The sequence below is a fragment of the Pseudoduganella rivuli genome (assembly GCF_009674485.1).
In the GTDB taxonomy this organism is placed as follows: domain Bacteria; phylum Pseudomonadota; class Gammaproteobacteria; order Burkholderiales; family Burkholderiaceae_D; genus Rugamonas; species Rugamonas rivuli_B.
On the sequence record NZ_WKJJ01000005.1, the window covers coordinates 1 to 26,190 of the forward strand.

Below are 26,190 nucleotides of genomic sequence, written 5' to 3' on the forward strand. Positions count from 1 at the left end.
CCTTGTTCATGACTTCCCCCATTTGGGCCATTGATGAAGACAACTTCCTCATCCTTAGACCGTAGGTGCTTGCAGCAAGTTCCAAGCTGCGCATGTGGGACGGGGGAAGTCCCTTTCATTCGTTGGGCACATAACGAATGAAGAAACTCTATTTAATCCTTACAGTTCTTTGCGTGAACCATGCGCACGCGGTCACACCTGACGAGGTGGTGAATAACATGCAAAAGGCGGCCGCGACAACGGTGGCGAAGTACAAGAATGGCGGCATCGCTTCACTAGTTCAAATCAGTGAAGACTGCTATAAGGACCTAAATAAGTTTCGTTTCTACTGCATCTATCTCGACTTAGCTGCGCGTCATGTTTCTGATCGAGATGGCGCAGGCGTCCGTTTTACCCCGGAGAAGTATTTTGTTGACGAAGAATTCCTCTCGCGCACTAGCGAAATCTTCATTCGTTCAAACATGAACATGGATCAATCGAATGAGTATCTTGCTATGGTCACGCCAATCATAAATAAATTCGTAGATACCGCGTTGGCCGCGAAGAAATGACGGAACTGCTCAATAATGCAGTCAACTGGACTGCCTCCACGCTACGCGTTCCGGCAGCCAGTTGCTTTAAACGTTAGACAGAAAGGTAATTCTTTGATTTGCTCAAAATGCGGTGAGGAACATTTGCTGGAAGAAATGGAGTTGACGTTTCGTCGCCCCGACGATGCAGCGAAGCTGTCGCCTGAAGAACGGTCACGTCTACTTCAAGAGAACAACGATCTATGCGTCATTGAAGGGAAACGATTTTTCATTCGTGGACTGCTGCCGCTCTCGGTGGAGTCGCGCGAGCATCCATACTGCATAGGGCTATGGGTTGAAGTTCCGCAGTCTTCGTTCGAACGCATCTACGATCTTTGGGACTCGGATGAACAACTTAACGAGCCGCCATTCGAGGCGCGACTTGCCAACGAAATTCCTACTTCTAATGGCTCTCTTGGTCTAGAAGCGGAATTACGACTGACAGGGCCGACGACTCGGCCGGATGTTTTTCTGAAGTCGAGTACTCACCCACTTTATGCGGAGCAGGCACGGGGGATAGATGAGCATCGAGCGTCCGAGTACACTGCTCTATTTGCGTAGCTATATGCCTAACCCTCAGCTCCAGCGGACGCGCTACAGCGGGCTTCGCCGCTTCCGCACACCGCTGAGCAATCACGTTGACGCTGTGCGATAAGACCGCGCAGCGCGGTTAGTTTGAACGTAGTGCACAAAGGAAAGATTCGTGCTCACCCTTAAATTTCAGAACGTTTCAAGTGCGCAAGGTATCGCTCAGGAGCGGTGGCAGGCCTTGCTTTGGGTGGAGGCAGATTTCGTTGTGGAAGTGACGGAGGGCATACTCCTATCAGAGCCACACTGGTGCATCGTTGAACTTGCCGAACACCTCGCGGCATGGCTCCAAATTGCGTCTGAGGATGGTCCAGAGTTCTACTACACATCCATGGACGATGAACAAGAAGGTCTATTATGGTTTCGTCCGCATTCAAACGGGCAATGGTTGGTCGGAAGCGCTTGGCAGGAACTGGAAAATGCAAATCCGAGCTCGTTCCAAGAAATTCAGAACGCTGCGCGACAGTATATTAAGCGTGTACTTATTGAGTCTAGAAGTTTTATGAGTGCGCTGGTTGCGCGGGAGTTTAGTAGTGTTTGTGCATAACCATTCGCTGCAGGGGCGACTGCCCTTAGCTCAAACATTGAGCCCCTGGAAAATGCCAAAATTCCCAATCAGCTGGACGGCTTGCGCGCTGCGTGTTTACCTTACCTCCCCAGAAAATGCGTTTGTTTTATAGTTTATCTATTGGAATCCCGCTGTTACTCTCGCTCAATGCCAGCCCGGCTGCTGAGATGACTGATGTCGTTAGGAAACTTTCAGCGGCTGTTCGTTCGAGGGCTGACTGGATCAGTGAGGCAAAGACGTGCCCGGCCGATGTTTTGCCTCAGAAGGAGTCGCGGAGCTATCTTGCAGTCAACAATTGCACGGCGCAGCCGCAGTTGGCATCTTGCCTTGCGAAATGCACTGCCGGTGATGGAGGCTCATGCTACTGGCTCGCATATGCGATGCAACAAGCGCATAGCGAGACGATTAGTAGTGAAGCGCTTTTCCAAAGGTCGTGCAAGCTGGGCATCATGTCCGGCTGCACAAATCGCGCAGCAGGCATGCTCTCTGATGACCCAGACAATCGAACAGTGCAGCAATGTGCGGCTCAGACATTCGCCAAGGTTTGTGACTTTGATGATCCATGGGCTTGTAGTATGTATGCGCTTCACCTTAGCCGCGGGCTGGGTGTGCCGCAGAACCCTGGGCTTGCGCTCAAGGTGCTCGAAAAATCGTGTAAATACGGAGCCGAAGACCCGGCTTGCATTGGCGGAATGAAACTGAAGCGGGCACTTGAGCAAGGAAGTCCGAACGACACATCGCGCAAGTGATAAGCTCGCCATGACCAACAATATTGCCCCGGAAACACTTCCATCTCTCCCCCCAAGCCAGCGGCTGCACTTGATCCTGCTGGGCGTGGAAAGCGTCACCGCATCCATCAAATTTTATGAATCGCTGGGCTGGAAAAAGTCGCCCACCGGAAATGACGGCTTCGCCAAATTTGACTTGGGCGGCTATGCGCTGTGCTTGCTGTCGAGAGAGTCTTTCGCCAAAGATGCCTTGTCGCCCACATCAAAAGGAACCGGCTTTTCCGGTGTCGGCCTGGTTTATCTGGCCAAAGCGGCGGATGAAGTGCCGCGCATCCTGGCTAGGGCAGTCGAGTCCGGTGGTGTGTTAGTGAAGCCTGCGACCAGGACCGCATGGGGTGTGGCCGGCTATTTCAAGGATCCTGACGGGCACCTGTTTGAAGTCAATTTTGAAGATGCCTGGGTATTCGATGGCGAACACAAGCTCATTGTCGACAAGGTCAATGCGCTGTGAATCAGCCCATCCATCAAGAAACAGACGACAATGATTGGCCACCCATCTCCACGGGCGTGGCAATCGCGCTAACGCTGTTCGCCGCATGGATCGCCTGGCAGCATTTCCTGACCGCCGACGCCTGGGTCTTCATCGTCGACAACGCCAACCTGGCCCTGCATGAAGCCGGACACCCCATCGTGGGTTTGCTGTCGAGCCGCCTGATGGTCTATGGCGGGACGATTTTCCAGTTGCTTTTCCCCATGGTTTTCGCGCACTACTTTTTGCGTGAACGACAGTCATCCGGCTGGGCCGCGTCGCTGCTCTGGCTGGCCGACAACCTGATGAATGTCGGCCGCTATATGAAGGATGCCCGCGCCGGGGAACTCCCATTGGTCGGTGGCGGCGACCACGACTGGACGGAAATTTTTAGCCGCTGGGGCGTGCTGGCCCACGATATTCGCATAGGCAATGGCATGAAAATCCTTGGGCTGGCTCTTGCGGTCTATGCGGTCTGGTGGGCGTGGCAGCACCGCAATCACGATTAGTTGGAATCTGGATTTGCGGCGATACCACACGGGCAGAAAAATGTAAATCAGGTAATCCATGAAGATATAATTATCTCCAGGCATCAAATCAACCTGGCTGAAGGAGATCGCGTACATGCTGCAATCCCAGGCAAGCTCGCCAGACCCGCATGCCAGGCAGCAACTGGCGTTGGCGGAGACCTTTTTCAACCACAGCGTCAGTTGTCTCGTCATTCTCGACCGCCATTACAACTTCGTCCGCGTCAATGCCGCCTATGCCCGGGCTTGCCGCCGGGATATCAATGATTTTGTTGGGCATAATCATTTTGACCTTTATCCGTCCGACACCAAGGCGATTTTTGACGAAGTGGTGCGCACCAAGCGTCCCTTTGTCACCTTTACCCGCGCATTTGAATTCGCCGAGCAGCCTGAGCGTGGCGTCACTTACTGGGACTGGACCCTGGTGCCGGTGTTGGATGCCAAAGGCGAGATCGAATACCTGGTATTTTCGCTGGTTGAAGTGACCGAACGCAAACGCGCCGACGAAGCGTTGCGCGTTGCGGCCCTGGTCTACACGCACAGTTCGGAAGCCATGATGGTGACCGATGCCGACAACCGGATTTTGGCCATTAACGATGCGTTTACGCAGATGGCCGGCTATAGCATGGCCGACGTGGCGGGCAAAAATCCCCGTCTATTCGGTTCGGGCTTGCAGGATACGGATTTCTACCGGGCCATGTGGCAAGCGCTCGAGCAACACGGGCGCTGGCATGGTGAATTGACCGATCGCCGCAAAGATGGAAGCCTGGTCGCAGTCCGGCTGAGCATCAATACCGTCTACGACGAACATGGCAACGTCGACCGGCGTGTCGCCTTGTTTTCTGATATTACCGACAAACAGCGTGCGGAACGCATGATCTGGGACCAGGCCAATATCGACGGGCTGACGAAATTGCCAAACCGGCACAGGTTCCGGGAATGCCTTGACCAATACCTCAAGAAAGCGCAGCGGGCTGGCGCGGAGCTTGCCCTGTTGCTGATCGACCTGGACCAGTTCAAGGAAATCAATGACACCCTCGGCCATGACACCGGCGATTTGCTGTTGATCGACGTGGCGCGCCGCATCAGGGATTGCTTGCGGCCGGAGACGACACTGGCGCGTCTCGGTGGCGACGAATTCGCCATCATCCTGGACGATGCCGATGCCTTGCAACAGCTCGATGCCATTGCCCGGCAAATCATTGCCGCATTGACGACGCCCTTCAAGGTTGGCCCGGAGATGCTGTTCATTTCCGCCAGCATCGGCATAGCGAAATATCCGCACGATGCGCAAACCATCGAATCCTTGCTGCGCCATGCGGACCAGGCCATGTATGCGGCAAAGAACGCCGGTCGTAACCGTTATTTCCACTTTACGTCCGCATTGCAGGAAGCAGCGCAGCGGCGCATGAGTCTGACCAACGAATTGCGTGGCGCGCTGGCCGCCGGCCAGCTTGAAATTTTCCTGCAACCGATTGCGGACGTGGAGACCGGCGCTATCCAAAAGGCTGAAGCTTTGCTGCGGTGGAATCATCCAAGCCGTGGCCTGGTTAGTCCGGCTGAATTCATCGGCCTGGCTGAATCAAGCGGACTGATCATTGAGATAGGCGAGTGGGTGTTCCGGCAAGCTTCGTCCTACTTGCGGCATCGGCGTGCGCTAGGCGATTCCAAATTCCAGATCAGCATCAATGTTTCCCCCGTCCAGTTCAAAAACGATGAAACCCTCAGTACCACATGGCTCGGGCATCTTGAACAACTGGACTTGCCGCCAGACGGTCTCGTTATTGAAATAACGGAAGGCTTGTTGCTTGATGTTACTGCCGAGGTGCGCAGCAAGTTATTCACCCTGGGACGGGCGGGCGTGCAGTTGGCGCTCGATGACTTTGGCACCGGCTATTCGTCGCTGGCTTACCTGAAAAAATTCGACATAGACTATCTCAAGATCGATCGTGTCTTCGTGCGCAACCTTGAATACTCATCCGACGACCTGGTCTTGTGCGAGGCCATGATCATGATGGCGCATAAGCTCGGCCTGAAGGTGATTGCCGAAGGCGTGGAGAGCAAGGCGCAACATGCCATGCTCAAGTCGGCAGGTTGCGACTTCATTCAGGGGTATTTGTGTTCCCGGCCGTTACCGATTACGCAATTCGAGGCGCTGCTGGGCCAGGCCGCGCCGGCGGCGCCCGCGATGAAGCTCAGGTAAGCGTTGCGGTCAAAATTGTCCGTCCTGATCCCTCCTTCTGCGCGCCAGTGCCAGCACCGCCGGCAACCCCATCAACAACATCCCCCATTGCCCCGGTTCCGGCACCGCTGCCAGGAAGCCGCGGATTTCGCCGCCAGGATAAAGAGTCGAGTGGATGTTCAGGTAAGCGGATCCCGATGCCAGCCCGGCGCTAAAGGCGGCTTCCGCACCGGCCGTGGTGCCGCCGTTGGCCGTGATGAAGGCCGGGTTCCAGCTGGCAGGCAAGGTCGTGTCATACATCATCGAGAACAGGCCGCCGGAGACGCCGGTCGGGAAGGTGCTGAACGTGGGTGTTTCCGTCGCCACCCCGGCGGTATCGATTCCCGGTGCTGCCGTGCAGCAGTGGATGTGCGAGGCGGTACTCGTACCCTCCAGGCCGACGAACGATAAATCGATGGTCAGCAGGTGCGCCGTCATGTCGAAGGTGACGACGGTGCCGCCGATGCCGGCAGAGCTGTTGGGGGACGCTTCGGCCGCGCCGGTCAGCGTGGCGTAGTAGGTGGCGGGCGCAGCCACGGCGCTGCCTGTCGCCAGCAGGGCGCTCAGTGATGCCGCAGCGAATGCCAGGGGCGTGTTCAGTGTTTTCATATCGGGCCTTTTGGAGGGAGGGACTCTGCTCATTCACTATAGGCCCGCTCAATTGAAATGCAAATATTGCAATATTTCAAAAGAATGAATGATTGCTATCAAAGTCGTAGTAAAAAAACATGATGGATAACCGCGTCCCGATCTAAATAAATACGTGGATGAGGTGAGAATGTGCGATTTTCTTTCGCCGGCCCATTCCTATACTCGATTGCACCGCAACCTACAGGGACGCAATCATGGCGAATACTGTCAAGGCCGTTTTCTTCGATATTGGGGACACGCTGGGCCGTTATGACCCGGTCACGGGCACCTTCAAAGCCTTTGCCGGCAGCGCGGCAATGCTGGCGGCTGCCCGTACCCAGCTGGGCATGCGTGTCGGCGTCATCACGACACTGGGGAACATGAACAACGCCGCAGGCAAGGCGCTGTTGCATAGCGCAGGCTTGTTGCAGCATATCGATCCGAATGGTTTTGTTTCCGAGCGCGATAACGGGGGCATTGCCAAGCCGGATCCGCGTATTTACCGCTTCGCGGCGGAACAGGTTGCGGTGCCTGTGGAGCAATGTTTGTATGTGGGAGAAAACATTGTGGAAGTACTCGGCGCGTTGAGCGCCGGAATGCAGGCGTTGCTCAAACCTGTCCCGCCCGGCGTGTGAATGCCGGGTGCCAGCTACGTACCCTGAAGGAGCCGACATCATGTCCATGCAACTCGATGCGAAATTGAAAGTGGAAGGAACCCGCTTCCGCCTGTTTGCCCAAAGCCGTTATTTGAAGTCGTTTTCAGAGCCAGAGATCGTGTACGTATCGCTGCCGCCGGGCGCCGTCAAAGCAGGACCGGAAGACGAGCGCATGTTCGTCATCGACGCCATCGGCAAGAAGCCCTATGACCGCTTCGGTCCGCAGCCGCAATGGGATGGCCGACGCCACCCACCGGTCGAACCGGACGCAAACGGACATTTCGACTATGTCGATATCAACAGCCGCGAATTTTCCTGTACCACCATGTATGCGACGGTGCGGCGCGTACTCGACATTTGGGAAGACTATTTCAAGCGTCCCATCGAGTGGGCGTTCCAGATGTACTTTGAGCGGCTGGAATTGATCCCGTCAATCGAATGGGATAACGCCCAATCCGGTTTTGGCTTCCTGGAGTTCGGCTTCGGCCGCCTGCCCAACGGCGGCATCGACCATCAAAGCCCGTATTGCCAGAACTTCGACGTGCTGGCCCATGAACTGGGCCACAGCATTATTTTCTCCGAAGTGGGCACGCCAGATACGGAGGCCTCCGCCACCGACGAGTATGGCGGTTTCCATGAATCGTGCGGCGACCTGGTCGCCATTGTGGCCAGCCTGCATTTCGATAGCGTCGTCAACCACATCCTCAAACACAGTTCGGGCAACTTGTTTACGGTGAATGAGCTGGACCGGCTTGGCGAATTGCCGGACGGCCGTGAAATCCGCGTTGCTTTCAACTATGAGCGCATGAGTACCGTCAGCGCCGAACCGCATGATTTGTCGCTGCCGTTGACGGGCGCGATTTTCGACATCTTCGTCGGCCGCTACCAGGCTGAACTGGTGGCGCGCGGGCTGATCACCCTTGACCTCGCGTTGCGCTCCACCCATGGCCAGGCGCCCAATAGCGCGCTGCCGCAAATCCAGGCAGAGTTTGATCAAGCCTATAAGGGGCACGAGGAGGGGTTCAAGGAAGCCTTGCTGTCGGCGCGCGATTACCTGGGACGCTTGCTGGCGACAGCATGGGATGGCTTGTCAGCGAATTACCTCAGCTACTACAAGGTGGGGCTGGCTTTGCTGAAAGCGGACCGCCGGCTGACCGGCGGCGCCAACCGGGATAACATCCGCGCCAATTTCGCGTGGCGTGAAATCAGCCTGGCACACCCCGTGCACTTGATGCGGCGGTTGTCGGAGACCGGCATGATCACCCCGCGCCGGCCCTACGCGAATCCATTCATGCCGGAGGCTGTCGAGCACTGCAGCCTGGCGCACCGGCCTTTGAGGGATTCCTCTGCCATGTAAGCGGCATGCCAAGCCAGGCGTGGCAGCCTGGCTTGCTTGCGTGCCGAGTTACAGCGCTGTACGCAGCGCAAACAGTTCCGGGAACAGCACCACGTCCAGCATCTTGCGCAGGTACGACACGCCAGCCGTGCCGCCGGTGCCCGTCTTGAAGCCGATGATGCGCTCGACTGTCGTGACGTGGCGGAAGCGCCAGAAGCGGAACGCGGTTTCCATGTCCACCAGCTTTTCCGCCAGTTCGTACAGTGCCCAGTGCTTTTGCGGGTCGCGGTACACCTCCAGCCACGCTTCCTTGACGGATTCGTCGGCCACGGTCGGTTGCGACCAGTCGCGGTCCAGGCGTTCCGGCGCGATGTGGAAACCGTTGCGGGCCAGCAGGCGGATGGCTTCGTCGTAGATCGACGGCGCGTGCAGCGCCTGTTGCAGGCGCGCGTGGTTGTCCGTCGTGGTTTCGTGCACGGCCAGCATGTTCGGGTTCTTGTTGCCGAGGATGAACTCGATTTCGCGGTACTGGAACGACTGGAAGCCGGACGACGCGCCCAGGTACGGGCGGATTGCCGTATATTCCGGCGGCGTCATCGTGGCCAGCACGTCCCAGGCGTGTACCAGCTGGTCCATGATGCGGGCCACGCGCGCCAGCATCTTGAAGGCAGGGGGCAGGTTATCGGACTGAATGTTGGCGACCACCGCATGCATTTCATGCAGCATCAGCTTCATCCACAGTTCGCTGGTCTGGTGCTGCACGATGAACAGCATTTCATTGTGCTCGGGCGACAGCGGGTGCTGGGCCGTCAGGATGCGTTCCAGGCCCAGGTAATCGCCATAGCTCATGGACTTGCTGAAATCCATCTGCGCACCGTGCCATTGCGCGTCCTTGTCTGCCCCGGAGGCGGGGGCCGGGCTGTGGAACGGGCAACCGCCGCTGTTGTTGGTATTGTCGGTCATGGCGGTTCCTCAGGTGACTGCGCCGCGCTCGGCGGCAATATCGTATTCCCCGTTGTCGAGGATCTGTTTCAGGATGTCGACTGCGTCCCAGACATCGGCGTAGCTGGTGTACAGCGGCGTGAAGCCGAAGCGCATGATCTGCGGCTCACGGTAATCGCCGATCACGCCACGCGCGATCAGCGCCGCCATCACGGCAAAGCCATGCGGGTGGGTAAAGCTGACCTGGCTGCCGCGGCGCGCATGGTCGCGCGGTGTCACCAATTCCAGCGGGTGGCCCGCGCAGCGCGATTCCACCAGTTCGATGAACAAGTCCGTCAGCGCCAGCGATTTGGTGCGGATCGCGTCCATCGTGGTTTGCTCGAACACTTCGAGCCCGCATTCGACCAGCGCCAGGGACGTGACCGGCTGCGTGCCGCACAATGCGCGGCCAATGCCGGCCGTCGGCGCGAAATCCGGCGCCATGGCGAACGGCGCCGCATGGCCCCACCAGCCGGACAGCGGTTGCGTGAAGGCGGCCTGGTGGTGCCGCGGCACCCAGATAAAGGCGGGCGAACCGGGGCCGCCGTTCAGGTATTTATAGGTGCAGCCGACGGCAAAGTCGGCGCCTGCGCTGTTCAGGTCGACCGGTACCGCGCCGGCCGAATGCGCCAAGTCCCACACCACCAGCGCGCCCGCTTCATGGGCCAGGCGGGTGAGGGCGGCCATGTCGTGCTGGTAGCCGGTGCGGTAATTCACGTGCGTCAGCATCAGGACGGCGGCATCGTCATCGAGCGCGGCGGGAATCTCGTCCACGCTGTCGACCAGTTTGACGATATAGCCCCGGTCCAGCCAGCTGGACAAGCCTTGCGCCATATAGATATCGGTCGGGAAGTTCGTGCGTTCCGTGATGATGACGCGGCGGTTGCTCCGTTCAGGGTGCTGTGCCTGCATGTGGATGGCGGCTGCCAGCGCCTTGAACAGGTTCAGCGACGTGGTATCCGTGACAACGACTTCACCGTCGCGCGCGCCGATCAGGGGCGCCAGGCGGTTGCCCAGGCGTTTCGGCATGTCGAACCAGCCGGCGGTATTCCAGCTGCGGATCAAATCCTTGCCCCATTCATGGCCGATCACGTGCTGGGCGCGGGCCAGCGATGCTTTCGGACGGGCGCCCAGGGAGTTGCCATCCAAATAAATGACGCCGGCCGGCAAGTCGAACTGGTCGCGCAGGGCCGCGAGCGGATCGTGCGCGTCGCGGGTAAGGCAGTCGTTACGGGTAGTCATGACGGGAGATAGTTTAGGTTTAATCTAATTGGAAGCTGAAGTTTAGCAATTTTTAGCGGGGAAGGGCATCAGTAGATGACGGTATTTTTAAAGTTTCGTCGATGGATGTCGCTAGATTTAATGCTGAAACTATTCAAAAATTTTGACTTTAGTTGAAAATGCAGAATTTTGAATGTTCTTCGAAATTTTCTTAAAAATCCCCTCAAGTTCCCGCAACCCGTGCCGTTACCTGTTTTAGATACGCAGAAAACCGCGTTCGGAGCCCCGGTTAAAAAAGTCGAAAAATTTTAAAATTTTTTGTCGAAAACCCTAAAGTTCCTGAAAACCCTGCCGTTACCGGGTTAGATGTCGTGAAAAAGAGTCAGTTTCCATCGCTGTTTACAGCTTTAAAAACAGGATTTCGATTGAGGGCCGACACCCCGCAAACCCGCGCCAATACTGGCGTTGCACACTAATCGCCCTGCCTTTGTCAGACAAAGGCTGACAGGGCGTGTCCGTCATTGCCGGACTCAAAATACAGAAGTCGTCCACTTCTCCGCCTTGGTTTGCTCCAGCAGAATGTATCTCAACGGAAACGCAATTGCGTTGAAACCAACCGAGGAGATGGAAATGACTGCAAACGACATGATGGCTGAGATCCGCGACGCAAACCTGAGCTACCTGATGCTGGCGCAGCAAATGATCCGCGCGGACAAAGTAACCGCCATTTTCCGCCTGGGCATTTCCGCCGATATCGCCGACCTGATCGAGAGCATGAGCAATGCGCAGATCCTGAAGCTGGCAGGCGGCAACATGATGCTGGCCCGCTTCCGCTTCGACGACGGCGCCATCCTGGGCATGCTGACCAATTACAATAAAGACCGCACCCTGGCCCAATCGCACGCTGCCATCCTGATGGCTGGCCAGCCGGTTGAAGAGATTGCCTGATTAAAATAGCCGCGACACCAGTCCCGTTCCCGGAGAACACCATGAGCAAGAAAAGCGTCGTCACCGAAGCGCAGGAAATCCAGCTGGCCATCGAGCTGATCAACCTGGGCGCCCGCCTGCAGTTGCTGGAGTCGGAAGTGTCGCTGTCGCGTGAGCGCCTGCTCAAGCTGTACAAGGAATTGAAGGGTGTGTCGCCGCCGAAGGGCATGTTGCCGTTCTCGACCGACTGGTTCCTGACCTGGCAGCCGAATATCCACTCGTCGCTGTTCGTCAATATCCATACCTTCCTCGTGACTCATGCCGGCGCCACCGGCATCCAGGCGGTCATGAAGGCTTACCAGCTGTACCTGGAGCAAATGCCGCCGGCGCCGGGCGAAGAGCCGGTGCTGTCGCTGACCCGGGCCTGGACCCTGGTGCGCTTCTTTAACAGCGAGATGCTGAAGCTGGAGCCGTGCAACAAGTGCCAGGGCAAGTTCGTGGTCGATGCGATGGATTTGAATGGCGGGTACGTGTGCGGGCTGTGCCACATGCCGTCGCGGGCGGGCAAGACCAAGAAGGCCAAGGAAATGGAGTCGCAGGCGGCGTGAATGATCTGCGCACTTTAATAACACCGGCGTTGGCTCCTCGGCTGCGCCGGTGTTTGTGTTTTATGACCCGGGGCTTTGCATGAGCTGGGGGCGCTTCTTTTCCATTCCAGCGGTGCAGGCGGCGCTGGTGCAGGCGGCGGCTGTGCCGACGACTTACTTCCTCCTCTATGCGCTGGCCATTGTCCATGTGCCGCTGACGTTTGCCGTCTTTGCCGTGCTGCAGGGCGTGGTGGCGCTGGTGTTTACGTGGAAGCTGGGGATGGCGCCGTGGTGGCGTGTGATCCAGTTGCTGTTCCCGGTTGCCGTGCTGGCCGCGCTGGCGCTGGCATTGCCGCCGCTGTTCTATTTATTGGTGTTCCTGTTGCTGCTGGGCGTGTACTGGTCGACTTACCGTACGCAGGTGCCGCTGTATAACTCGGGCGTCGCCGTGTGGCAGGCGGTCGAACGGGAATTGCCGCGGCGTCCCGGCCTGAACCTGATCGATATCGGCAGCGGCGTGGGCGGCATGGCACTGCACCTGGCGCGGGTCCGGCCCGATGCGCGTGTGACGGGCATTGAACTGGCGCCGTTGCCGTGGCTGCTGTCGCGGCTGCGCGCCAAACTGGCCGGCAGCCACGCGAACTTCATCCGGGGCGATTATGAAACCCTGGACTTCGGCGTCTACGACATGGTGTTCGCTTACCTGTCGCCGGCCGCGATGCCGGGTTTGTGGGCCAAGGCATCGCGTGAAATGCGGCCCGGAAGCCTGCTCATCAGTTACGAGTTCGAAATTGACGCTTGCCCACCCGTCAAGACCATAGTTACCACAGAGCACGGTCCCGCACTCCATGTTTGGCGCTTTTGAGCCGCTTTTGCTTGCCCGTACCCCCTGTCTCACGCTATTGTAGTTCCACGTGTAAATTTACCCATATTTCACTCTACGGAGCGCGTTCTCTTGTTCGTTTTACTTGGCTATTTCATCGTCCTGGCGTGCGTGTTCGGCGGCTTCGCATTTGCCGGCGGCCATTTGGCATCATTGTTCCAACCCGTCGAATTAGTACAGATTGGCGGCGCCGCCTTCGGCGCCTTCTTCGTCGGTAACAACACCAAGGCGATCAAGGCCACGATAGCGGCAGTGCCGAAACTGTTTGCCGGCTCCCGCTATACTAAGGAACTGTACATGGAACTGATGTCGCTGCTGTTCGATGTCCTGTCCAAGGTCAGGAAAGAAGGGTTGATGTCGATCGAGGGCGACATCGATTCGCCCAACGAAAGCCCGCTGTTTTCCAAATACCCGATGGTGCTGGAAGACCACCACATCGTCGAGTTCATGAGCGATTACCTGCGCCTGATGGTTTCCGGGAACATGGATGCGTTCCAGATCGAAAACCTGATGGACAATGAAATTGAAACCCACCACCACGAAGGCATGGTGCCGGCCGGCGCGCTGGCCAAGCTGGGCGACGGCATGCCGGCGTTCGGCATTGTCGCTTGCGTGATGGGCGTGGTGCACACGATGGAATCGGTGGGCATCCCGCCGTCCGAGCTGGGCTTGCTGATTGCGAAAGCGCTGGTGGGTACCTTCCTCGGTATTTTGCTGGCGTACGGTTTCGTTGGCCCGCTGGCCACCCTGCACGAACAGAAGCTGGAAGAATCCACCAAGATGTTCCAGTGCGTGAAAGTCACCCTGCTGGCCAGCCTGAATGGCTATGCGCCGGCGCTGGCCGTGGAATTCGGCCGTAAAGTCCTGTATTCAACGGAGCGCCCGTCCTTCTCCGAACTAGAAGAACATATCAAGAAATCGAAGACCAAGTAAGCCGGCGCTTCGCGTATTATTACACTATGGCAATTTTAAGGAAACGGTATGGCTGACGAAGGGATGCGGCCTATCATCGTCAAACGCATAAAAAAGGGCGGCCACGGGCATCACGGCGGCGCCTGGAAAATTGCGTACGCCGACTTCGTCACTGCCATGATGGCGTTCTTCCTGCTGATGTGGTTGCTTGGCTCCACCACCAAGGGCGACTTGAACGGTATTTCCGAATACTTCAAGACCCCGCTGAAAGTCGCCATGCAGGGCGGTTCCGGTTCGGGCGACAGCTCGTCCGTGATTCCCGGCGGCGGCAAGGACCTGACGCGCAAGGAAGGCCAGGTCAAGATGGCCGACGATCCGAGCACGGTCAAGAAGTCGTATAACCTGACAGCCGCCAAGGCGGAAATGGAACGCCAGGAAACCATGCGGCTGCAGCAGTTGAAAGAGAAGATCGAAGAAAAGATTGAAAGCAATCCGCTGCTGAAGAAGTACAAGGACCAGCTGTTATTGGACTTTACGTCGGAAGGCTTGCGCATCCAGATCGTCGATGAGCAGAACCGGCCGATGTTTGCGCTGGCGTCGTCGTCTTTGCAACCCTATACCAGGGACATCCTGCGCGAAATCGGCGTGGTGCTGAACGAAGTGCCGAACCGCATCGGCTTGTCCGGCCACACGGATTCCACCCCGTACTTTACCGATGCGGGTTACAGCAACTGGGAATTGTCCGCCGACCGCGCCAATGCGTCGCGCCGCGCACTGATTGCCGGCGGCATGCAGGAAAACAAGATCATGCGCGTGGTGGGCCTGGGCTCGGCGGTGCACCTGGACCGCAAGGACCCGTTCAACCCGATCAATCGCCGCATCAGCATCATCGTCATGAACAAGAAGACGGAAGAAGGACTGCTGAAGGAAGGTTCGCAGAAACTGGATGTGGGCGTCGAGACCGAGGCGACCAGGGCAGCCGCCGAAGCCGGGGCGGCGGCGCCGAAGAAGTAGGGAACACGTAGGGAAAAGCAAAGTAGGGCCGACGCGTGGCCGCGCGCGGTTGCAGGGCTTTGAAACGAGACTGATATGACGAGAAAAAAAATCCTTGGCTCCCATGTGAAGCGCTTGCTGTCCGGCGTCTCCGACCATGGGCGCCGGCATTTGACGGAAGTGGAGACGGATTTAATCCAGACCAACCTCCTGCTGGAAGAAGCGATTGAAAAACTGTCGCGCAACTTCATGGCCATCCACGAGACGGTCAGTGCGCAGCAAGCAGCCATCGATGCCTTGCTGGCCGGCGCCACGCCCAGCGCCGAACAGAAAGAACAACTGTCCGCCTTGTCCGCGCAGGTCGGCGGCTATGTGAATGCGGCTGTCACCAGCATGCAATTCCAGGACATGACGAGCCAGCTGATCGACCGCACGCTGAAACGCGTGACCGGCCTGCGCGAATTCCTGGGCACCCTGGGCGCTCATGGCGCGGAAATGGTGCCGGAAAGCGATAACGACGAAATCGTCGAATTGCTGGGCAAGGTCAGCATGGCGCTGGCGATCCAGAGCCTGGAACTGCGCAGCGTGCTGCGCAAGGCGGTCAGCCAGAAGCACCTGGAAAGCGGCGACATCGAGTTGTTTTGACCGCGTACCCGATAACGAAGTAACCCGGGGGCCAGCCGCCCCCGCTTTGATAGAGTGAGATAAAACAAAATGGCGAAAACGATACTTGCAGTCGACGATTCCAGCTCGCTGCGACAGATGGTGGCCTTCAGCCTGAAGGCCGCCGGCTACCAGGTGGTGGAAGCGGTTGACGGCCAGGATGGTCTGGAAAAAGCCAAGGGCCAGACCGTGGACCTGGTGCTGACCGACCAGAACATGCCGCGCATGGACGGGCTGCAACTGATCAAGCACCTGCGTGAACTGCAGAGCTATCAGAAAGTGCCTATTTTGATGCTGACCACGGAATCGTCCGACGAGATGAAGGCCAAGGGCCGCGCGGCCGGCGCCAACGGCTGGCTGGTCAAGCCATTCGATCCGCAGCGTCTTATCGAGGTAGTCAAGAAAGTCATCGGCTGAGGACTTCCCATGTATCCAGTACTTGATGGAGTCGCGCCATGACCATCGATATTAGCCAGTTCTACCAGGTCTTCTTCGATGAGGCTGAGGAACTGCTGGCTGAAATGGAGCGCTTGCTGCTGGGCGTCGACATCGCCGCGCCCACGGAAGAAGACTTGAATGCGATTTTCCGCACCGCCCACTCCGTCAAAGGGGGCGCGGGTACGTTCGGCCTGAACGACATGACGGAAATTACGCACGTGCTGGAAACCCTGCTGGACCGCATCCGCAAAGGCGAGATGGCCCTGACGGCCGAGCACGTGGATGCATTCCTGGCCGCCAAGGATATCTTGAAAATGCAGCTGGACGGCCACCGTTCCGGCGCCACGGTCGACCAGGACGCCGTGGGCAACGTGCGCATGATGCTGCAATCGCTGGCGCAAGACGTGGTGGTGTCGGATTTGCAGCACATCGCGCCATCCTTCAACAGCGCGGCCGACGACAACAAGGTCGACCATACCGATGGCCGCCGTTATCGCCTGGAACTGCCGCAAATGAACCAGCGCGAAGTGGCGGCGCTGGCGGCCGAAGTGGGATTGCTGGGGCTGGTGTCGACCACGCCGCTCGATGGCGGCCGCACCGCGCTGCTGGTGACCACCCACGAAAGCCTGGACGACATCGTGTCGATTTGCTCGTTCATCCTGAACCCGGACGATTTAAAGATCACGGAATTGCCGGCGCTGACGCCGACCCAGCAGGCGCGCGAAAGCGCCGAACGCAACCGCATCGAAGCGGCGCAGGGGTACGGCTTCTTCGACCCGATCGAACCCTCTGCCGCGCCCGCCCAGCCTGTGCAGGGCGGCGACCCCGGCTATGGCTTCTTCCAGCCGCTGGAGCAAATCCGCGCCGAGGCGGCCTTGGCCGCGGACGACAACAAGGGTTACGGCTTCTTCGAGCCGGTGGAAACCATCCGTGCCCGCGCCGGCATCAAGGACGAGCCGACCGCCGCGCCCACGCCGGAGCCGCAGAAAGCCGTCGTCAAGAAAGACGACAAGCCGGTGGCGGCTGGCGGCGGCGGCGAATCGTCGTCGATCCGCGTGTCGATTGAAAAGGTCGATCAACTGATTAACCTGGTGGGCGAACTGGTCATCACGCAAGCGATGATCGAACAGCGCGTCGATACGCTGGACCCGATGGTGCACGAACGCCTGCTGTCGTCGGTCAGCCAGCTCACGCGCAATACCCGCGACTTGCAGGAAGCCGTGATGTCGATCCGCATGATGCCGATGGACTTCGTGTTTTCCCGCTTCCCGCGCATGGTGCGCGACCTGGCGGCCAAGCTGGGCAAGAAAGTCGATTTCATTACCAACGGCGCCGCGACCGAACTGGACAAGGGCCTGATCGAACGCATCGTCGATCCGCTGACGCACCTGGTGCGCAACAGTATCGACCACGGCATTGAAATGCCGGATATCAGGCGCGCGGCCGGCAAGAGCGACGCGGGCCGCTTGCTGCTGTCGGCCAGCCACCAGGGCGGCAATATCATCATCGAAGTGGCGGATGACGGCGGCGGCTTGAACCGCGAAAAAATCCTCGCCAAGGCGCGCCAAAGCGGCTTGCCGGTGTCGGACAACATGGCCGACGCCGATGTCTGGCAACTGATTTTCGCGCCGGGCTTCTCGACGGCGGAAACCGTGACCGACGTGTCGGGCCGCGGTGTCGGCATGGACGTGGTGAAGCGGAACATTACCGCCATGGGCGGCTCGGTCGATATCCGTTCCGCCAAGGGCTTTGGCACGACGATTTCGATTTCGCTGCCGCTGACCCTGGCCATCCTGGATGGCATGACGATCCGCGTGGGCGAGGAAATCTATATCCTGCCGCTGGGCTTCGTGATCGAATCGCTGCAACCGGTGCCGGAAGACGTCAAGGAAATCACGGGCAAGGGCAAGGTCATCAAGGTGCGCGGCGAATACCTGCCGTTGATCCCGCTGTACCAGATGTTCGACATTACGCCGCGCTTCACGGATCCGTGCGAAGGCATCATCGTGATCCTGGAAACCGATGGCCGCAAGGCGGCGCTGTTCATCGACGACCTGGTGGGACAGCAGCAAGTGGTGGTGAAGAACCTCGAATCGAATTACCGCAAGGTGGCGGGCATTTCCGGCGCCACCATCCTGGGCGATGGCGGCGTGTCGCTGATTCTCGATGTCGCCGCATTGATCCGCTCGTCGCGCCAACTGGCGGACGAAACCATTTTTTCACAATAAACGCTAGAGGGTAACCATATGGCAGACGTAATCCAGGCAAATAACGCAGAGGACATCGCCGGTCGCGAATTCCTTGCGTTCAAGCTGGGCAAGGAAGAATACGGGATCGATATCCTGAAAGTGCAGGAAATCCGCGGCTATGAAGCCGTGACCCGCATTGCCAGCGCCCCGGAATTCATCAAGGGCGTGATCAACTTGCGCGGCATCATCATTCCCGTGGTGGACATGCGCATCAAGTTCCAGCTCGGTGAAGTCGTGTACGACCAGTTCACGGTCGTCATCATCCTGAACATCAATGGCCGCATCGTGGGGATGGTGGTCGATTCGGTGTCGGATGTCACCACGCTGACCCCGGAACAGGTGAAACCGTCGCCGGAAATGGGGACCGCGTTCTCGACTGAATACATCATTGGCCTGGGCACCATCGATGAGCGTATGCTGATCCTGGTGGACATCGATCGCCTGATGTCGAGCCCGGATATGGGGTTGAACGACCAGTTGGCGGCATAAGCAGCAAGCAATGACAGCCCATCGCAAAGACGGTGGGCTGAAGAAAAATATAATGCGCGCAGGTTACCGGACGGCGCCGGGTCTGCTCCCACAGGGATGCCGCAGCCGGAAAGACAGCAGAGAAGGGAGACGATGATGAATTTACGCGACTTTAAGATCGGCACCAGGTTGAGCATCGGGTTTGGCAGCATCTTGCTGATTCTCGCTGCGATGGTATTACTGACCAACGTGCTGAACTACCGTAACAAGGCGGAATTGCGTGGCGGGCTGGAAACGTCCACGGCGAAAAACCTGCAAGCGTCCGCGATGAAAAGCGCGATGCTGGAAACCGGGATTGCCATGCGCAATATCGGCCTGCAATCGGACGTCAGCCTGATGCAGAAGGAAGAGGGCAAGGTCAAGGAACAGCGCAAGCGCTATGAAGCGGCGCGCGACAAGTTGCAGAGCCTGGGCCTGAACGATGCGGAAAAGAAAGTGCTGAGCGATATCGCGGCGCTGGACAAGGATGTCGACGCCGCGTTCAAGGAAGCCATCGGGCAGGTGCTGGCGTTTAACTCGGAGGGCGCGGCCAAGGTCATCGCCAGCCGCATCGACCCGCTGAACCAGCAAACGCTGGCGGCGCTGAACACGCTGGTCGACATGCAGCAGAAAGCGGCCAACGCGGTGCTGGAAGGGTCGATTACGGCCGACAGCCGCCTGATGATGATCCTGTTCGGCCTCGGCGCCATCGCGATCGCATTGGGCGTGGTGGCGGCGCTGATCATTACCCGTTCGATCACGGGGCCGCTGTCGGGTGCGGTGGAAGTGGCCAAGCGCGTGGCGGGCGGTGAACTGACGTCGCAAGTGACGGTGGAAGGCCAGGATGAAACCAGCGAACTGCTGCAGGCGCTGCGTGAAATGAACGACAGCCTGGTGCGCACGGTCAGCGAAGTGCGTTCGTCGACGGAAACCATCACGGTGGCGTCGCAGGAAATCGCGTCCGGCAATGCCGACCTGTCGTCGCGCACGGAATCGCAGGCCAGCTCGCTGGAAGAAACCGCCAGCTCGATGGAAGAGCTGACGTCCACCGTCAAGCAAAACGCGGACAATGCGCGCCAGGCCAACCAGCTGGCCGTGTCGGCATCGTCGGTGGCGGAAAAAGGCGGCACCGTGGTGTCGCAAGTGGTGGAAACCATGGGCTCGATCAAGGAATCGTCGTCCAAGGTGGTCGATATCATCGGCGTGATCGACGGCATCGCGTTCCAGACCAACATCCTGGCGCTGAACGCGGCGGTGGAAGCGGCCCGTGCCGGCGAACAGGGCCGCGGCTTCGCCGTGGTGGCGTCGGAAGTGCGTTCGCTGGCGCAGCGCTCGGCGGCGGCGGCCAAGGAAATCAAGGAATTGATTGGCGACTCGGTCGACAAGGTCGATGCGGGCAGCCGCCTGGTCGATGAAGCGGGCCAGACCATGGGCCTGATCGTGACGTCGATCAAGCAGGTGGCCGACATCATGGGTGAAATCACGGCGGCCACGCAGGAGCAAAGCAACGGCATCGAGGAAGTCAACCAGGCCATCACGCAGATGGATGAAATGACGCAGCAAAATGCCGCGCTGGTGGAAGAAGCCGCCGCCGCTGCGGAAAGCATGCAGGACCAGGCGCAAAAGCTGGCGGCCGCGGTCGCCATCTTCAAACTGGCTGGCGATGCGTATTCCGCCCAGCGCGCCGCCGCGCCGAAGGCCGTGGCGAAGCCGGCGCCGCGCACCGCCTTGACGGCGCGCGCCCCGGCCGCCAAGGCAGCGCCCAAGGCGCCGCCGAAAAAGCTGGCTACCACCAATACGCCGGACGGCGAGTGGGAAGAGTTCTGATGCGCTGACCACGGTCAAGGACCAGGCGGCGCAAGCGTTCCGCGCGGCAGTGACTCTGCGCGCGGGACGCACTGGTGACACGTTTTATGAAGGTTGATACATGCCGCAATCCAAAGACACCGTCAAAGAGTTTGATTTCAATGCCCGCGACTTCGAGCGCGTGCGGGCGCTGATTTACAAGAAGGCCGGCATTTCGCTGGCCGACAGCAAGCAGGAGATGGTGTACAGCCGCCTGGCGCGCCGCCTGCGCGCCAACGGCATCAATTCGTTCGTTAAGTACCTCGATGACCTGGAGGCGGGGCGTTTGGGCGACGAGTGGGAATCGTTTACCAATGCGCTGACCACCAACCTGACGTCGTTCTTCCGCGAAGCGCATCACTTCCCGCTGCTGGCCGAACACGTCAAGAACAAGCGCGACATCACCGTCTGGTGTTCCGCCGCGTCCACCGGCGAAGAACCGTATTCGATCGCGATGACCCTGTGCGAAGCGTTCAATACGTTGAACCCGCCCGCCACCATTATTGCCACCGACATCGACACCAATGTGCTGGCGCACGGCGCCAACGGCGTTTATACGCTGGACCGCCTCGACAAGATGTCGCCGGAACGCCAGCGCCGCTTTTTCCTGAAAGGGAAGGGCGACAAGGAAGGCTACGTGCGCGTGCGTCCGGAATTGCGCAACCTGATCACGTTCAAGCAATTGAATCTGCTGGGCGACCAGTGGCCCGTGACGGGCCCGTTCGACGTGATTTTCTGCCGCAATGTGATGATTTATTTCGATAAGGCGACTCAGCGTAAAATACTGTCGCGCTTTGTCCCGTTGATGAAGCCCGACGCATTGCTGTTTGCCGGCCATTCGGAGAATTTCCTGTATGTGTCCGATCAATTGAAATTGCGCGGTAAAACCGTATACGAGCTGGACGATCGCCGTGGCGCAAGCCCTAAAGTGTCGTCATAAAGGAAGGCGGGAACACTATGGACTTGGAACAATTTGCCACGAATGTCTACTACGACCGGACGTTCGACTGCCAAGCAGCGAAGATCCTGCCGGGTGAATACTATTTCACCAACAAGGACATGCTGATTGTCACGGTGCTGGGTTCCTGCGTATCGGCCTGCATCCGCGACCGCGTGACGGGCCTGGGCGGCATGAACCACTTCATGCTGCCGGATGGCGGCGGCGATGGCAGTCCCGTGTCGGCCTCGGCCCGCTACGGCAGCTATGCGATGGAAATTCTCATCAATGACTTGCTGAAGGCCGGCGCCAAGCGGGACAATATGGAAGCCAAGGTGTTCGGCGGCGGCGCCGTGCTGAAAGGATTCACCGCGATTAACGTGGGCGAGCGCAACGCCGCCTTTGTCCAGACGTTTTTAAAGAATGAACGCATCCGCATCGTCGCGGAAGACTTGAACGATATCTATCCCCGCAAAGTGTATTTCTTCCCCCGCACCGGGAAAGTGCTGGTGAAAAAACTGATGCAAACCCATAACGATACGCTGGCCAAACGCGAAAGCGAATATGCGAGCCGGCTCAAGAAACAGCCAGTGGCGGGCGAAGTCGAATTGTTTTAATTGGTCCGACCCGGCCGTACTGGTGCACTAGAAGAGACATAACATCATGAAGATCAAAGTCCTGATCGTCGACGACTCCGCGCTGATCCGCAGCGTCATGACGGAAATCATTAACAGCCAAGCCGACATGGAAGTGGTGGGCGTGGCGCCCGACCCGCTGGTGGCGCGCGAGTTGATCAAGCAAACCAACCCGGACGTGCTGACCCTGGACGTCGAGATGCCGAAAATGGACGGCCTCGACTTCCTGGAAAAGCTGATGCGCCTGCGGCCGATGCCGGTCGTGATGGTGTCGTCGTTGACGGAACGCGGGTCGGAAATCACCATGCGCGCGCTGGAACTGGGCGCCGTGGATTTCGTCACCAAGCCGAAAATCTCCATCCAGGCCGGCATGCGCGAATATGCCGAACTGATTACCGATAAAATCCGCGCCGCGTCGCGTGCCCGGGTGCGTGCGCGCACGTTGCCGCAAGCGGGCGCCGAAGGCCAGGCGCCATTGCCGCAATTGCGCAATCCGCTGATGTCTTCCGAAAAACTCATCATCATCGGCGCTTCCACCGGCGGCACCGAAGCGATCCGCGAATTCCTGATGCAAATGCCGTCCGATTGCCCGGGCATTCTCATCACGCAGCACATGCCGGAAGGCTTTACGCGTTCGTTCGCCAAGCGTCTCGATTCGCTGTGCAAGATCGCCGTCATCGAGTCGCAGGGCAATGAACGCGTGCTGCCCGGCCACGCGTATATCGCCCCGGGCCATTCGCACCTGACCCTGACCCGTTCCGGCGCCAACTACATGACCAAGATCGACCAGGGCGAGCCCGTCAACCGCCACCGCCCGTCGGTGGATGTGCTGTTCCGCTCCGCCGCGCAATTCGCCGGCAAGAATGCGGTGGGCGTGATCCTGACCGGCATGGGCAAGGATGGCGCGGCCGGCATGCTGGAAATGAAAAATGCGGGCGCCTATAATTTTGCGCAGGATGAAGCCAGTTGCGTCGTGTTCGGCATGCCGCGCGAAGCCATCGCAGTGGGTGGCACGCATGAAGTGGGCGCGTTGCAGGATTTGCCGGGCATGGTGCTGGGCCACTTGGCCAAACACGGTTCGCGCGCATTGCGCGTTTAAGAAATGCAGTATGCGGTATGCTGCTTTTTGTACAAGGCTACCGTTGCAGTGACGTTTTACCACCACTTTGTTCGCCTTAACGCAATGAAAATGCTATCCTACAAAGAGGTGGTGCTTATAAACACTATTAACAACCGCGTAAGAGAATCAACGGAGTAATTCATGGCTGATCCAAAGATGAAATTTTTAGTTGTTGACGATTTTTCGACGATGCGCCGCATCGTCCGGAATCTGTTGAAAGAACTGGGTTATGCCAATGTGGACGAGGCCGAAGACGGTGTCATGGCGCTGGCCAAACTGCGCGCGGAACCCTTCGATTTCGTCGTGTCGGACTGGAACATGCCGAACATGGACGGCCTGACCATGCTGCAGAATATTCGTGCCGATCCCGCACTGGCCAAGCTGCCTGTGCTGATGGTGACGGCAGAAGCCAAAAAAGAAAACATCATCGCGGCGGCCCAGGCTGGCGCCAATGGCTATGTGGTGAAGCCGTTCACCGCGGCCACCCTGGATGAAAAGCTGAACAAGATTTTCGAAAAGCTGGGCGCCTGATCCGCGCCGCGGGTGTGGCGCTGTGCGCCTGGGCGGACACGCGGCGCCACAGGCGTATCACCTCAGTGCCACGGCTGCGGCCAGTGCGGCAATCATGGCCAGTCAGGCGCGGTCGCGCGCCGGGCCTGCGCCTCAGTAATACCCGGGCCGGCCTTGCGCCGGCTTTTTGCTTTTTCATCAAAGCGACCACACTATGCATCAAACCAATTTTCTCGTTCGTGAGCCCTTGCTGGACCCGAAGCAGAAAGTGGTCGGCTACGAATTGACCTGGCAACAGCAGGACAGCTCGGCGCCGACGCGGGCCCAGCTGGAAGACCTGGTGGGTTTCGTGGCCGGCCAGGTCAATGACGACGGGCAGGGCTGGCTGTTGCGGGATAAAATCCTGTTCCTGCAAGCCGTGCCGGAAATGCTGTCGACCGACGCGCTGTACAACATGCCGCCCGAGCACACGGTGCTGTCGATCCGGGCGCCGATGCTGGCCAATGCCGATACGCTGGCGGCCGTGCAGGGTTTGCGCGCGGGCGGGGTCGGCATCTTGCTGCGCGACGCGGACCTGGCGCGGGTCGGCAGCCGGCTCGGCACCATTGCTTCCTTCGTTGAAGTCAAATTCACCGGCGCCGACGTGGCGTCGCAGGCGCGCCATTATGCGGCGCTGAAAGCGGCAAACTTGCGCATGGTGGGCCGTCCGGTGGCGACGTGGAACGATTTCGATGCGTGCGCCGCGCTGGGCCTGGATGCCTTTGTCGGCAAGCTGCACCTGACGCCACGGCCGGGCTCGGCGGTACAAGGCATGAATCCCGCGCAAGCGCTGATCATGCAATTGATGCAGATGGTCAGCGCCAATGCCGACGTCAAGAACCTGGAAGATGTGCTGCGGCGCGATGCCGCACTGTCGTACCAGTTGATGCGCTACATCAATTCGGCAGGGTTCGGCGCGGGGCGGGAAATCACGTCGCTGCGCCAGGCCATCACCATGCTGGGCTATGAACCGCTGTACCGCTGGCTGACTTTATTGCTGGCCACGGCCAGCACCAATGGCTATTCGCCCGTGCTGCTGGAAACGGCCGTGGTGCGGGGCCGCCTGGCTGAATTGCTGGGCTTGAAGGCGCTGGGCAAGGCCGACGCGGAAAACATCTTCGTGGCCGGCATGTTCTCGCTGCTGGACCGTTTGCTGGGCATGCCGATGGAAGAAGTGCTGGCGGGGATCCAGCTGTCGGACGACGTGGTGGCCGCGCTGATGACGCGCTCCGGCAAATACGGGCCCTACCTGGCGCTGGCCGAAGCGTGCGAGCTGAACAGCAACCTGGTGGCGTCGCTGGCATCGTCGCTGAACCTGAGTCCGGCCGATGTCAACAAGGCGCATCTGGAGGCGCTGGCGTGGACGCAGTCGGTGACAGCGTCGTAGCAGCGGTGAACCAAGCCGCCGCCGTGTCTCCGTAGGGCGGTTTCCGCAACGCGGAAGCCGCCGTGTTGGCGTCGCGGCGGCCGCATAATTTGCGGCAGGGCCAGCATGGCGGCTTTGACTCGGCGTCCCCGTAAAAGCCGCCCTACGCGTTTAGATTTCCAGGTTATCGATCAAACGCGTGGTCCCCAGCTTGGCCGCAGCCAGCACCACCAACTCCGCACCTTGCGCCAGATCGCCCGCCGACGGCACCTGCAAATCCATGCGCTTGCGAATGGAAATGTAGTCCGGCTTCCAGCCGCGCTTGGCCAGGTCGTCCATCGCCTTGTGTTCCAGCTGGAAGATATCCAGGTGGCCGGCGCGCATTTCCTCCGCCACGAAGTTCAGCGTCTGGTACAGTGCCGGCGCTTCCGCGCGTTCCGTCTCCGACAAATACATGTTGCGCGACGACAGCGCCAGGCCATCGTCCGCGCGGTAGGTTTCCGCCGCGACGATATTGGTCGGCATGCCCATCTGGCGCGCCATGTTGCGGACGATCATCAGCTGCTGGTAATCCTTTTTACCGAACACGGCGACTTTCGGCTGCACGCAGTTGAACAGCTTGGCCACCACCGTGCACACGCCCGTGAAGAAGCCGGGGCGGAATTCGCCTTCCAGCGCGTTACCCAGGCCGTCCGGCGGCGTCACGCGGTATTCCTGCGGTTCCGGGTACATGTCTTTCTCGGTCGGCGCGAACAGCACGTAGACGCCTTCCTTTTCCAGCTTTTCCACGTCGGCCTGGAATGTGCGCGGATATTTGTCGAAATCTTCGTTCGGGCCGAATTGCAGGCGGTTCACAAAGATCGACGCCACCACCGGGTCGCCATGCTTGCGCGCCAGGCGCATCAGCGACAGGTGGCCCTCGTGCAGGTTACCCATGGTCGGCACGAAGGCCGTGCGCAACTGGCCACTGAGCTGGTCGCGCAATTCATCGATGGAGGAAATGATTTTCATAATGAGCTCTCGTG

The 26,190-nt window shown here is 59.0% G+C and carries 28 protein-coding genes; 24 read left to right on the plus strand and 4 right to left on the minus strand.

From position 1 onward, the window contains the following. Positions 1-137: 137 nt before the first annotated feature. The 7 genes from GJ700_RS08885 (at position 138) to GJ700_RS08915 (ending at position 5,712) form a co-directional block, all read left to right on the plus strand. Positions 138-551: a hypothetical protein gene (locus tag GJ700_RS08885; RefSeq protein WP_154372825.1), complete on the plus strand. Its 414-nt coding sequence runs from the start codon at positions 138-140 to the stop codon at positions 549-551. A gap of 15 nt (positions 552-566) precedes the next feature. Beyond that, on the plus strand, positions 567-1,130 hold the full coding sequence (locus GJ700_RS08890; RefSeq protein ID WP_260117361.1) for a DUF2199 domain-containing protein: 564 nt from the start codon (positions 567-569) through the stop codon (positions 1,128-1,130). A 142-nt stretch (positions 1,131-1,272) separates the two neighbouring features. Then, positions 1,273-1,704 (plus strand): DUF7878 domain-containing protein, encoded by a 432-nt coding sequence (locus GJ700_RS08895; protein WP_154372827.1) that lies wholly within the window; start codon positions 1,273-1,275, stop codon positions 1,702-1,704. A 92-nt stretch (positions 1,705-1,796) separates the two neighbouring features. Further along, complete coding sequence (locus GJ700_RS08900; protein ID WP_229506896.1) at positions 1,797-2,474, plus strand: SEL1-like repeat protein; 678 nt, start codon at positions 1,797-1,799, stop codon at positions 2,472-2,474. Positions 2,475-2,484: 10 nt separating this feature from the next. Then, entirely contained in the window at positions 2,485-2,964 is a 480-nt protein-coding gene (locus GJ700_RS08905; RefSeq protein ID WP_154372829.1) for a VOC family protein, read from the plus strand. After that, positions 2,961-3,491, plus strand: a complete 531-nt coding sequence (locus GJ700_RS08910) for a hypothetical protein (RefSeq protein WP_229506897.1) — start codon at positions 2,961-2,963, stop codon at positions 3,489-3,491. Before GJ700_RS08905 ends, GJ700_RS08910 begins: the two co-directional genes overlap by 4 nt. 115 nt (positions 3,492-3,606) lie before the next feature. After that, entirely contained in the window at positions 3,607-5,712 is a 2,106-nt protein-coding gene (locus GJ700_RS08915) for a putative bifunctional diguanylate cyclase/phosphodiesterase (RefSeq protein WP_154372831.1), read from the plus strand. Between the two features lie 9 nt (positions 5,713-5,721). Here the strand turns inward: GJ700_RS08915 and GJ700_RS08920 are convergent, their stop codons facing one another. Further along, a complete protein-coding gene (locus GJ700_RS08920; RefSeq protein ID WP_154372833.1) occupies positions 5,722-6,339 on the minus strand; it encodes a CHRD domain-containing protein in 618 nt (205 codons plus the stop codon). A 236-nt stretch (positions 6,340-6,575) separates the two neighbouring features. Here GJ700_RS08920 and GJ700_RS08925 point away from each other — a divergent pair, with 236 nt between their 5' ends. Both GJ700_RS08925 and GJ700_RS08930 read left to right on the plus strand, forming a co-directional pair. Next, a complete protein-coding gene (locus GJ700_RS08925) occupies positions 6,576-6,995 on the plus strand; it encodes an HAD family hydrolase (RefSeq protein WP_154372835.1) in 420 nt (139 codons plus the stop codon). Positions 6,996-7,035: 40 nt separating this feature from the next. Further along, a complete protein-coding gene (locus GJ700_RS08930) occupies positions 7,036-8,373 on the plus strand; it encodes a gluzincin family metallopeptidase (RefSeq protein ID WP_195763838.1) in 1,338 nt (445 codons plus the stop codon). Between the two features lie 48 nt (positions 8,374-8,421). Here the strand turns inward: GJ700_RS08930 and kynA are convergent, their stop codons facing one another. Together kynA and kynU are read right to left on the minus strand one after the other, a co-directional pair. Continuing rightward, complete coding sequence (gene kynA / locus GJ700_RS08935) at positions 8,422-9,315, minus strand: tryptophan 2,3-dioxygenase (protein ID WP_154372837.1); 894 nt, start codon at positions 9,313-9,315, stop codon at positions 8,422-8,424. Positions 9,316-9,324: 9 nt separating this feature from the next. Further along, entirely contained in the window at positions 9,325-10,575 is a 1,251-nt protein-coding gene (gene kynU / locus GJ700_RS08940; RefSeq protein ID WP_154372839.1) for a kynureninase, read from the minus strand. Between the two features lie 609 nt (positions 10,576-11,184). Between kynU and flhD the strand changes: the two genes are divergently transcribed. The 15 genes from flhD to GJ700_RS09015 all read left to right on the plus strand — a co-directional run bounded on the left by flhD (position 11,185) and on the right by GJ700_RS09015 (position 25,186). Beyond that, positions 11,185-11,502, plus strand: a complete 318-nt coding sequence (flhD, locus tag GJ700_RS08945; RefSeq protein WP_154372841.1) for a flagellar transcriptional regulator FlhD — start codon at positions 11,185-11,187, stop codon at positions 11,500-11,502. Positions 11,503-11,543: 41 nt separating this feature from the next. Beyond that, on the plus strand, positions 11,544-12,089 hold the full coding sequence (gene flhC, locus GJ700_RS08950; RefSeq protein WP_154372843.1) for a flagellar transcriptional regulator FlhC: 546 nt from the start codon (positions 11,544-11,546) through the stop codon (positions 12,087-12,089). A gap of 79 nt (positions 12,090-12,168) precedes the next feature. After that, on the plus strand, positions 12,169-12,933 hold the full coding sequence (locus GJ700_RS08955) for an SAM-dependent methyltransferase (protein ID WP_154372845.1): 765 nt from the start codon (positions 12,169-12,171) through the stop codon (positions 12,931-12,933). Between the two features lie 90 nt (positions 12,934-13,023). Next, complete coding sequence (motA, locus tag GJ700_RS08960; protein ID WP_154372847.1) at positions 13,024-13,884, plus strand: flagellar motor stator protein MotA; 861 nt, start codon at positions 13,024-13,026, stop codon at positions 13,882-13,884. Positions 13,885-13,932: 48 nt separating this feature from the next. Next, the gene (motB, locus tag GJ700_RS08965) at positions 13,933-14,877 is read left to right on the plus strand and encodes a flagellar motor protein MotB (RefSeq protein ID WP_154372849.1); all 945 of its coding nucleotides are present in this window, start codon (positions 13,933-13,935) and stop codon (positions 14,875-14,877) included. A 75-nt stretch (positions 14,878-14,952) separates the two neighbouring features. After that, a complete protein-coding gene (locus tag GJ700_RS08970) occupies positions 14,953-15,501 on the plus strand; it encodes a chemotaxis protein (RefSeq protein WP_154372851.1) in 549 nt (182 codons plus the stop codon). 69 nt (positions 15,502-15,570) lie between these two features. Next, positions 15,571-15,936, plus strand: coding sequence for a response regulator (locus tag GJ700_RS08975; protein ID WP_154372853.1), 366 nt, complete (start codon positions 15,571-15,573; stop codon positions 15,934-15,936). Between the two features lie 38 nt (positions 15,937-15,974). Beyond that, positions 15,975-18,185, plus strand: a complete 2,211-nt coding sequence (gene cheA / locus GJ700_RS08980; RefSeq protein ID WP_154372855.1) for a chemotaxis protein CheA — start codon at positions 15,975-15,977, stop codon at positions 18,183-18,185. 18 nt (positions 18,186-18,203) lie between these two features. Next, complete coding sequence (locus tag GJ700_RS08985; RefSeq protein ID WP_154372858.1) at positions 18,204-18,695, plus strand: chemotaxis protein CheW; 492 nt, start codon at positions 18,204-18,206, stop codon at positions 18,693-18,695. Positions 18,696-18,830: 135 nt separating this feature from the next. Further along, positions 18,831-20,540, plus strand: a complete 1,710-nt coding sequence (locus tag GJ700_RS08990) for a methyl-accepting chemotaxis protein (RefSeq protein ID WP_154373419.1) — start codon at positions 18,831-18,833, stop codon at positions 20,538-20,540. Positions 20,541-20,640: 100 nt separating this feature from the next. Continuing rightward, positions 20,641-21,498, plus strand: a complete 858-nt coding sequence (locus tag GJ700_RS08995; RefSeq protein ID WP_154372860.1) for a CheR family methyltransferase — start codon at positions 20,641-20,643, stop codon at positions 21,496-21,498. A 17-nt stretch (positions 21,499-21,515) separates the two neighbouring features. Further along, positions 21,516-22,112, plus strand: coding sequence for a chemoreceptor glutamine deamidase CheD (cheD, locus tag GJ700_RS09000; RefSeq protein WP_154372862.1), 597 nt, complete (start codon positions 21,516-21,518; stop codon positions 22,110-22,112). Between the two features lie 46 nt (positions 22,113-22,158). Then, positions 22,159-23,229, plus strand: a complete 1,071-nt coding sequence (locus tag GJ700_RS09005) for a protein-glutamate methylesterase/protein-glutamine glutaminase (protein WP_154372864.1) — start codon at positions 22,159-22,161, stop codon at positions 23,227-23,229. A 162-nt stretch (positions 23,230-23,391) separates the two neighbouring features. Beyond that, positions 23,392-23,781 carry a chemotaxis response regulator CheY gene (gene cheY / locus GJ700_RS09010; RefSeq protein WP_154372866.1) on the plus strand — a complete coding sequence of 130 codons (390 nt, stop codon included), beginning with the start codon at positions 23,392-23,394 and terminating at the stop codon, positions 23,779-23,781. Between the two features lie 193 nt (positions 23,782-23,974). Continuing rightward, on the plus strand, positions 23,975-25,186 hold the full coding sequence (locus GJ700_RS09015) for an EAL and HDOD domain-containing protein (RefSeq protein WP_154372868.1): 1,212 nt from the start codon (positions 23,975-23,977) through the stop codon (positions 25,184-25,186). A 150-nt stretch (positions 25,187-25,336) separates the two neighbouring features. On the opposite strand, the gene panC is transcribed toward GJ700_RS09015, so the two are convergent. Continuing rightward, positions 25,337-26,176, minus strand: coding sequence for a pantoate--beta-alanine ligase (panC, locus tag GJ700_RS09020; protein ID WP_154372871.1), 840 nt, complete (start codon positions 26,174-26,176; stop codon positions 25,337-25,339). Positions 26,177-26,190 lie beyond the last annotated feature (14 nt).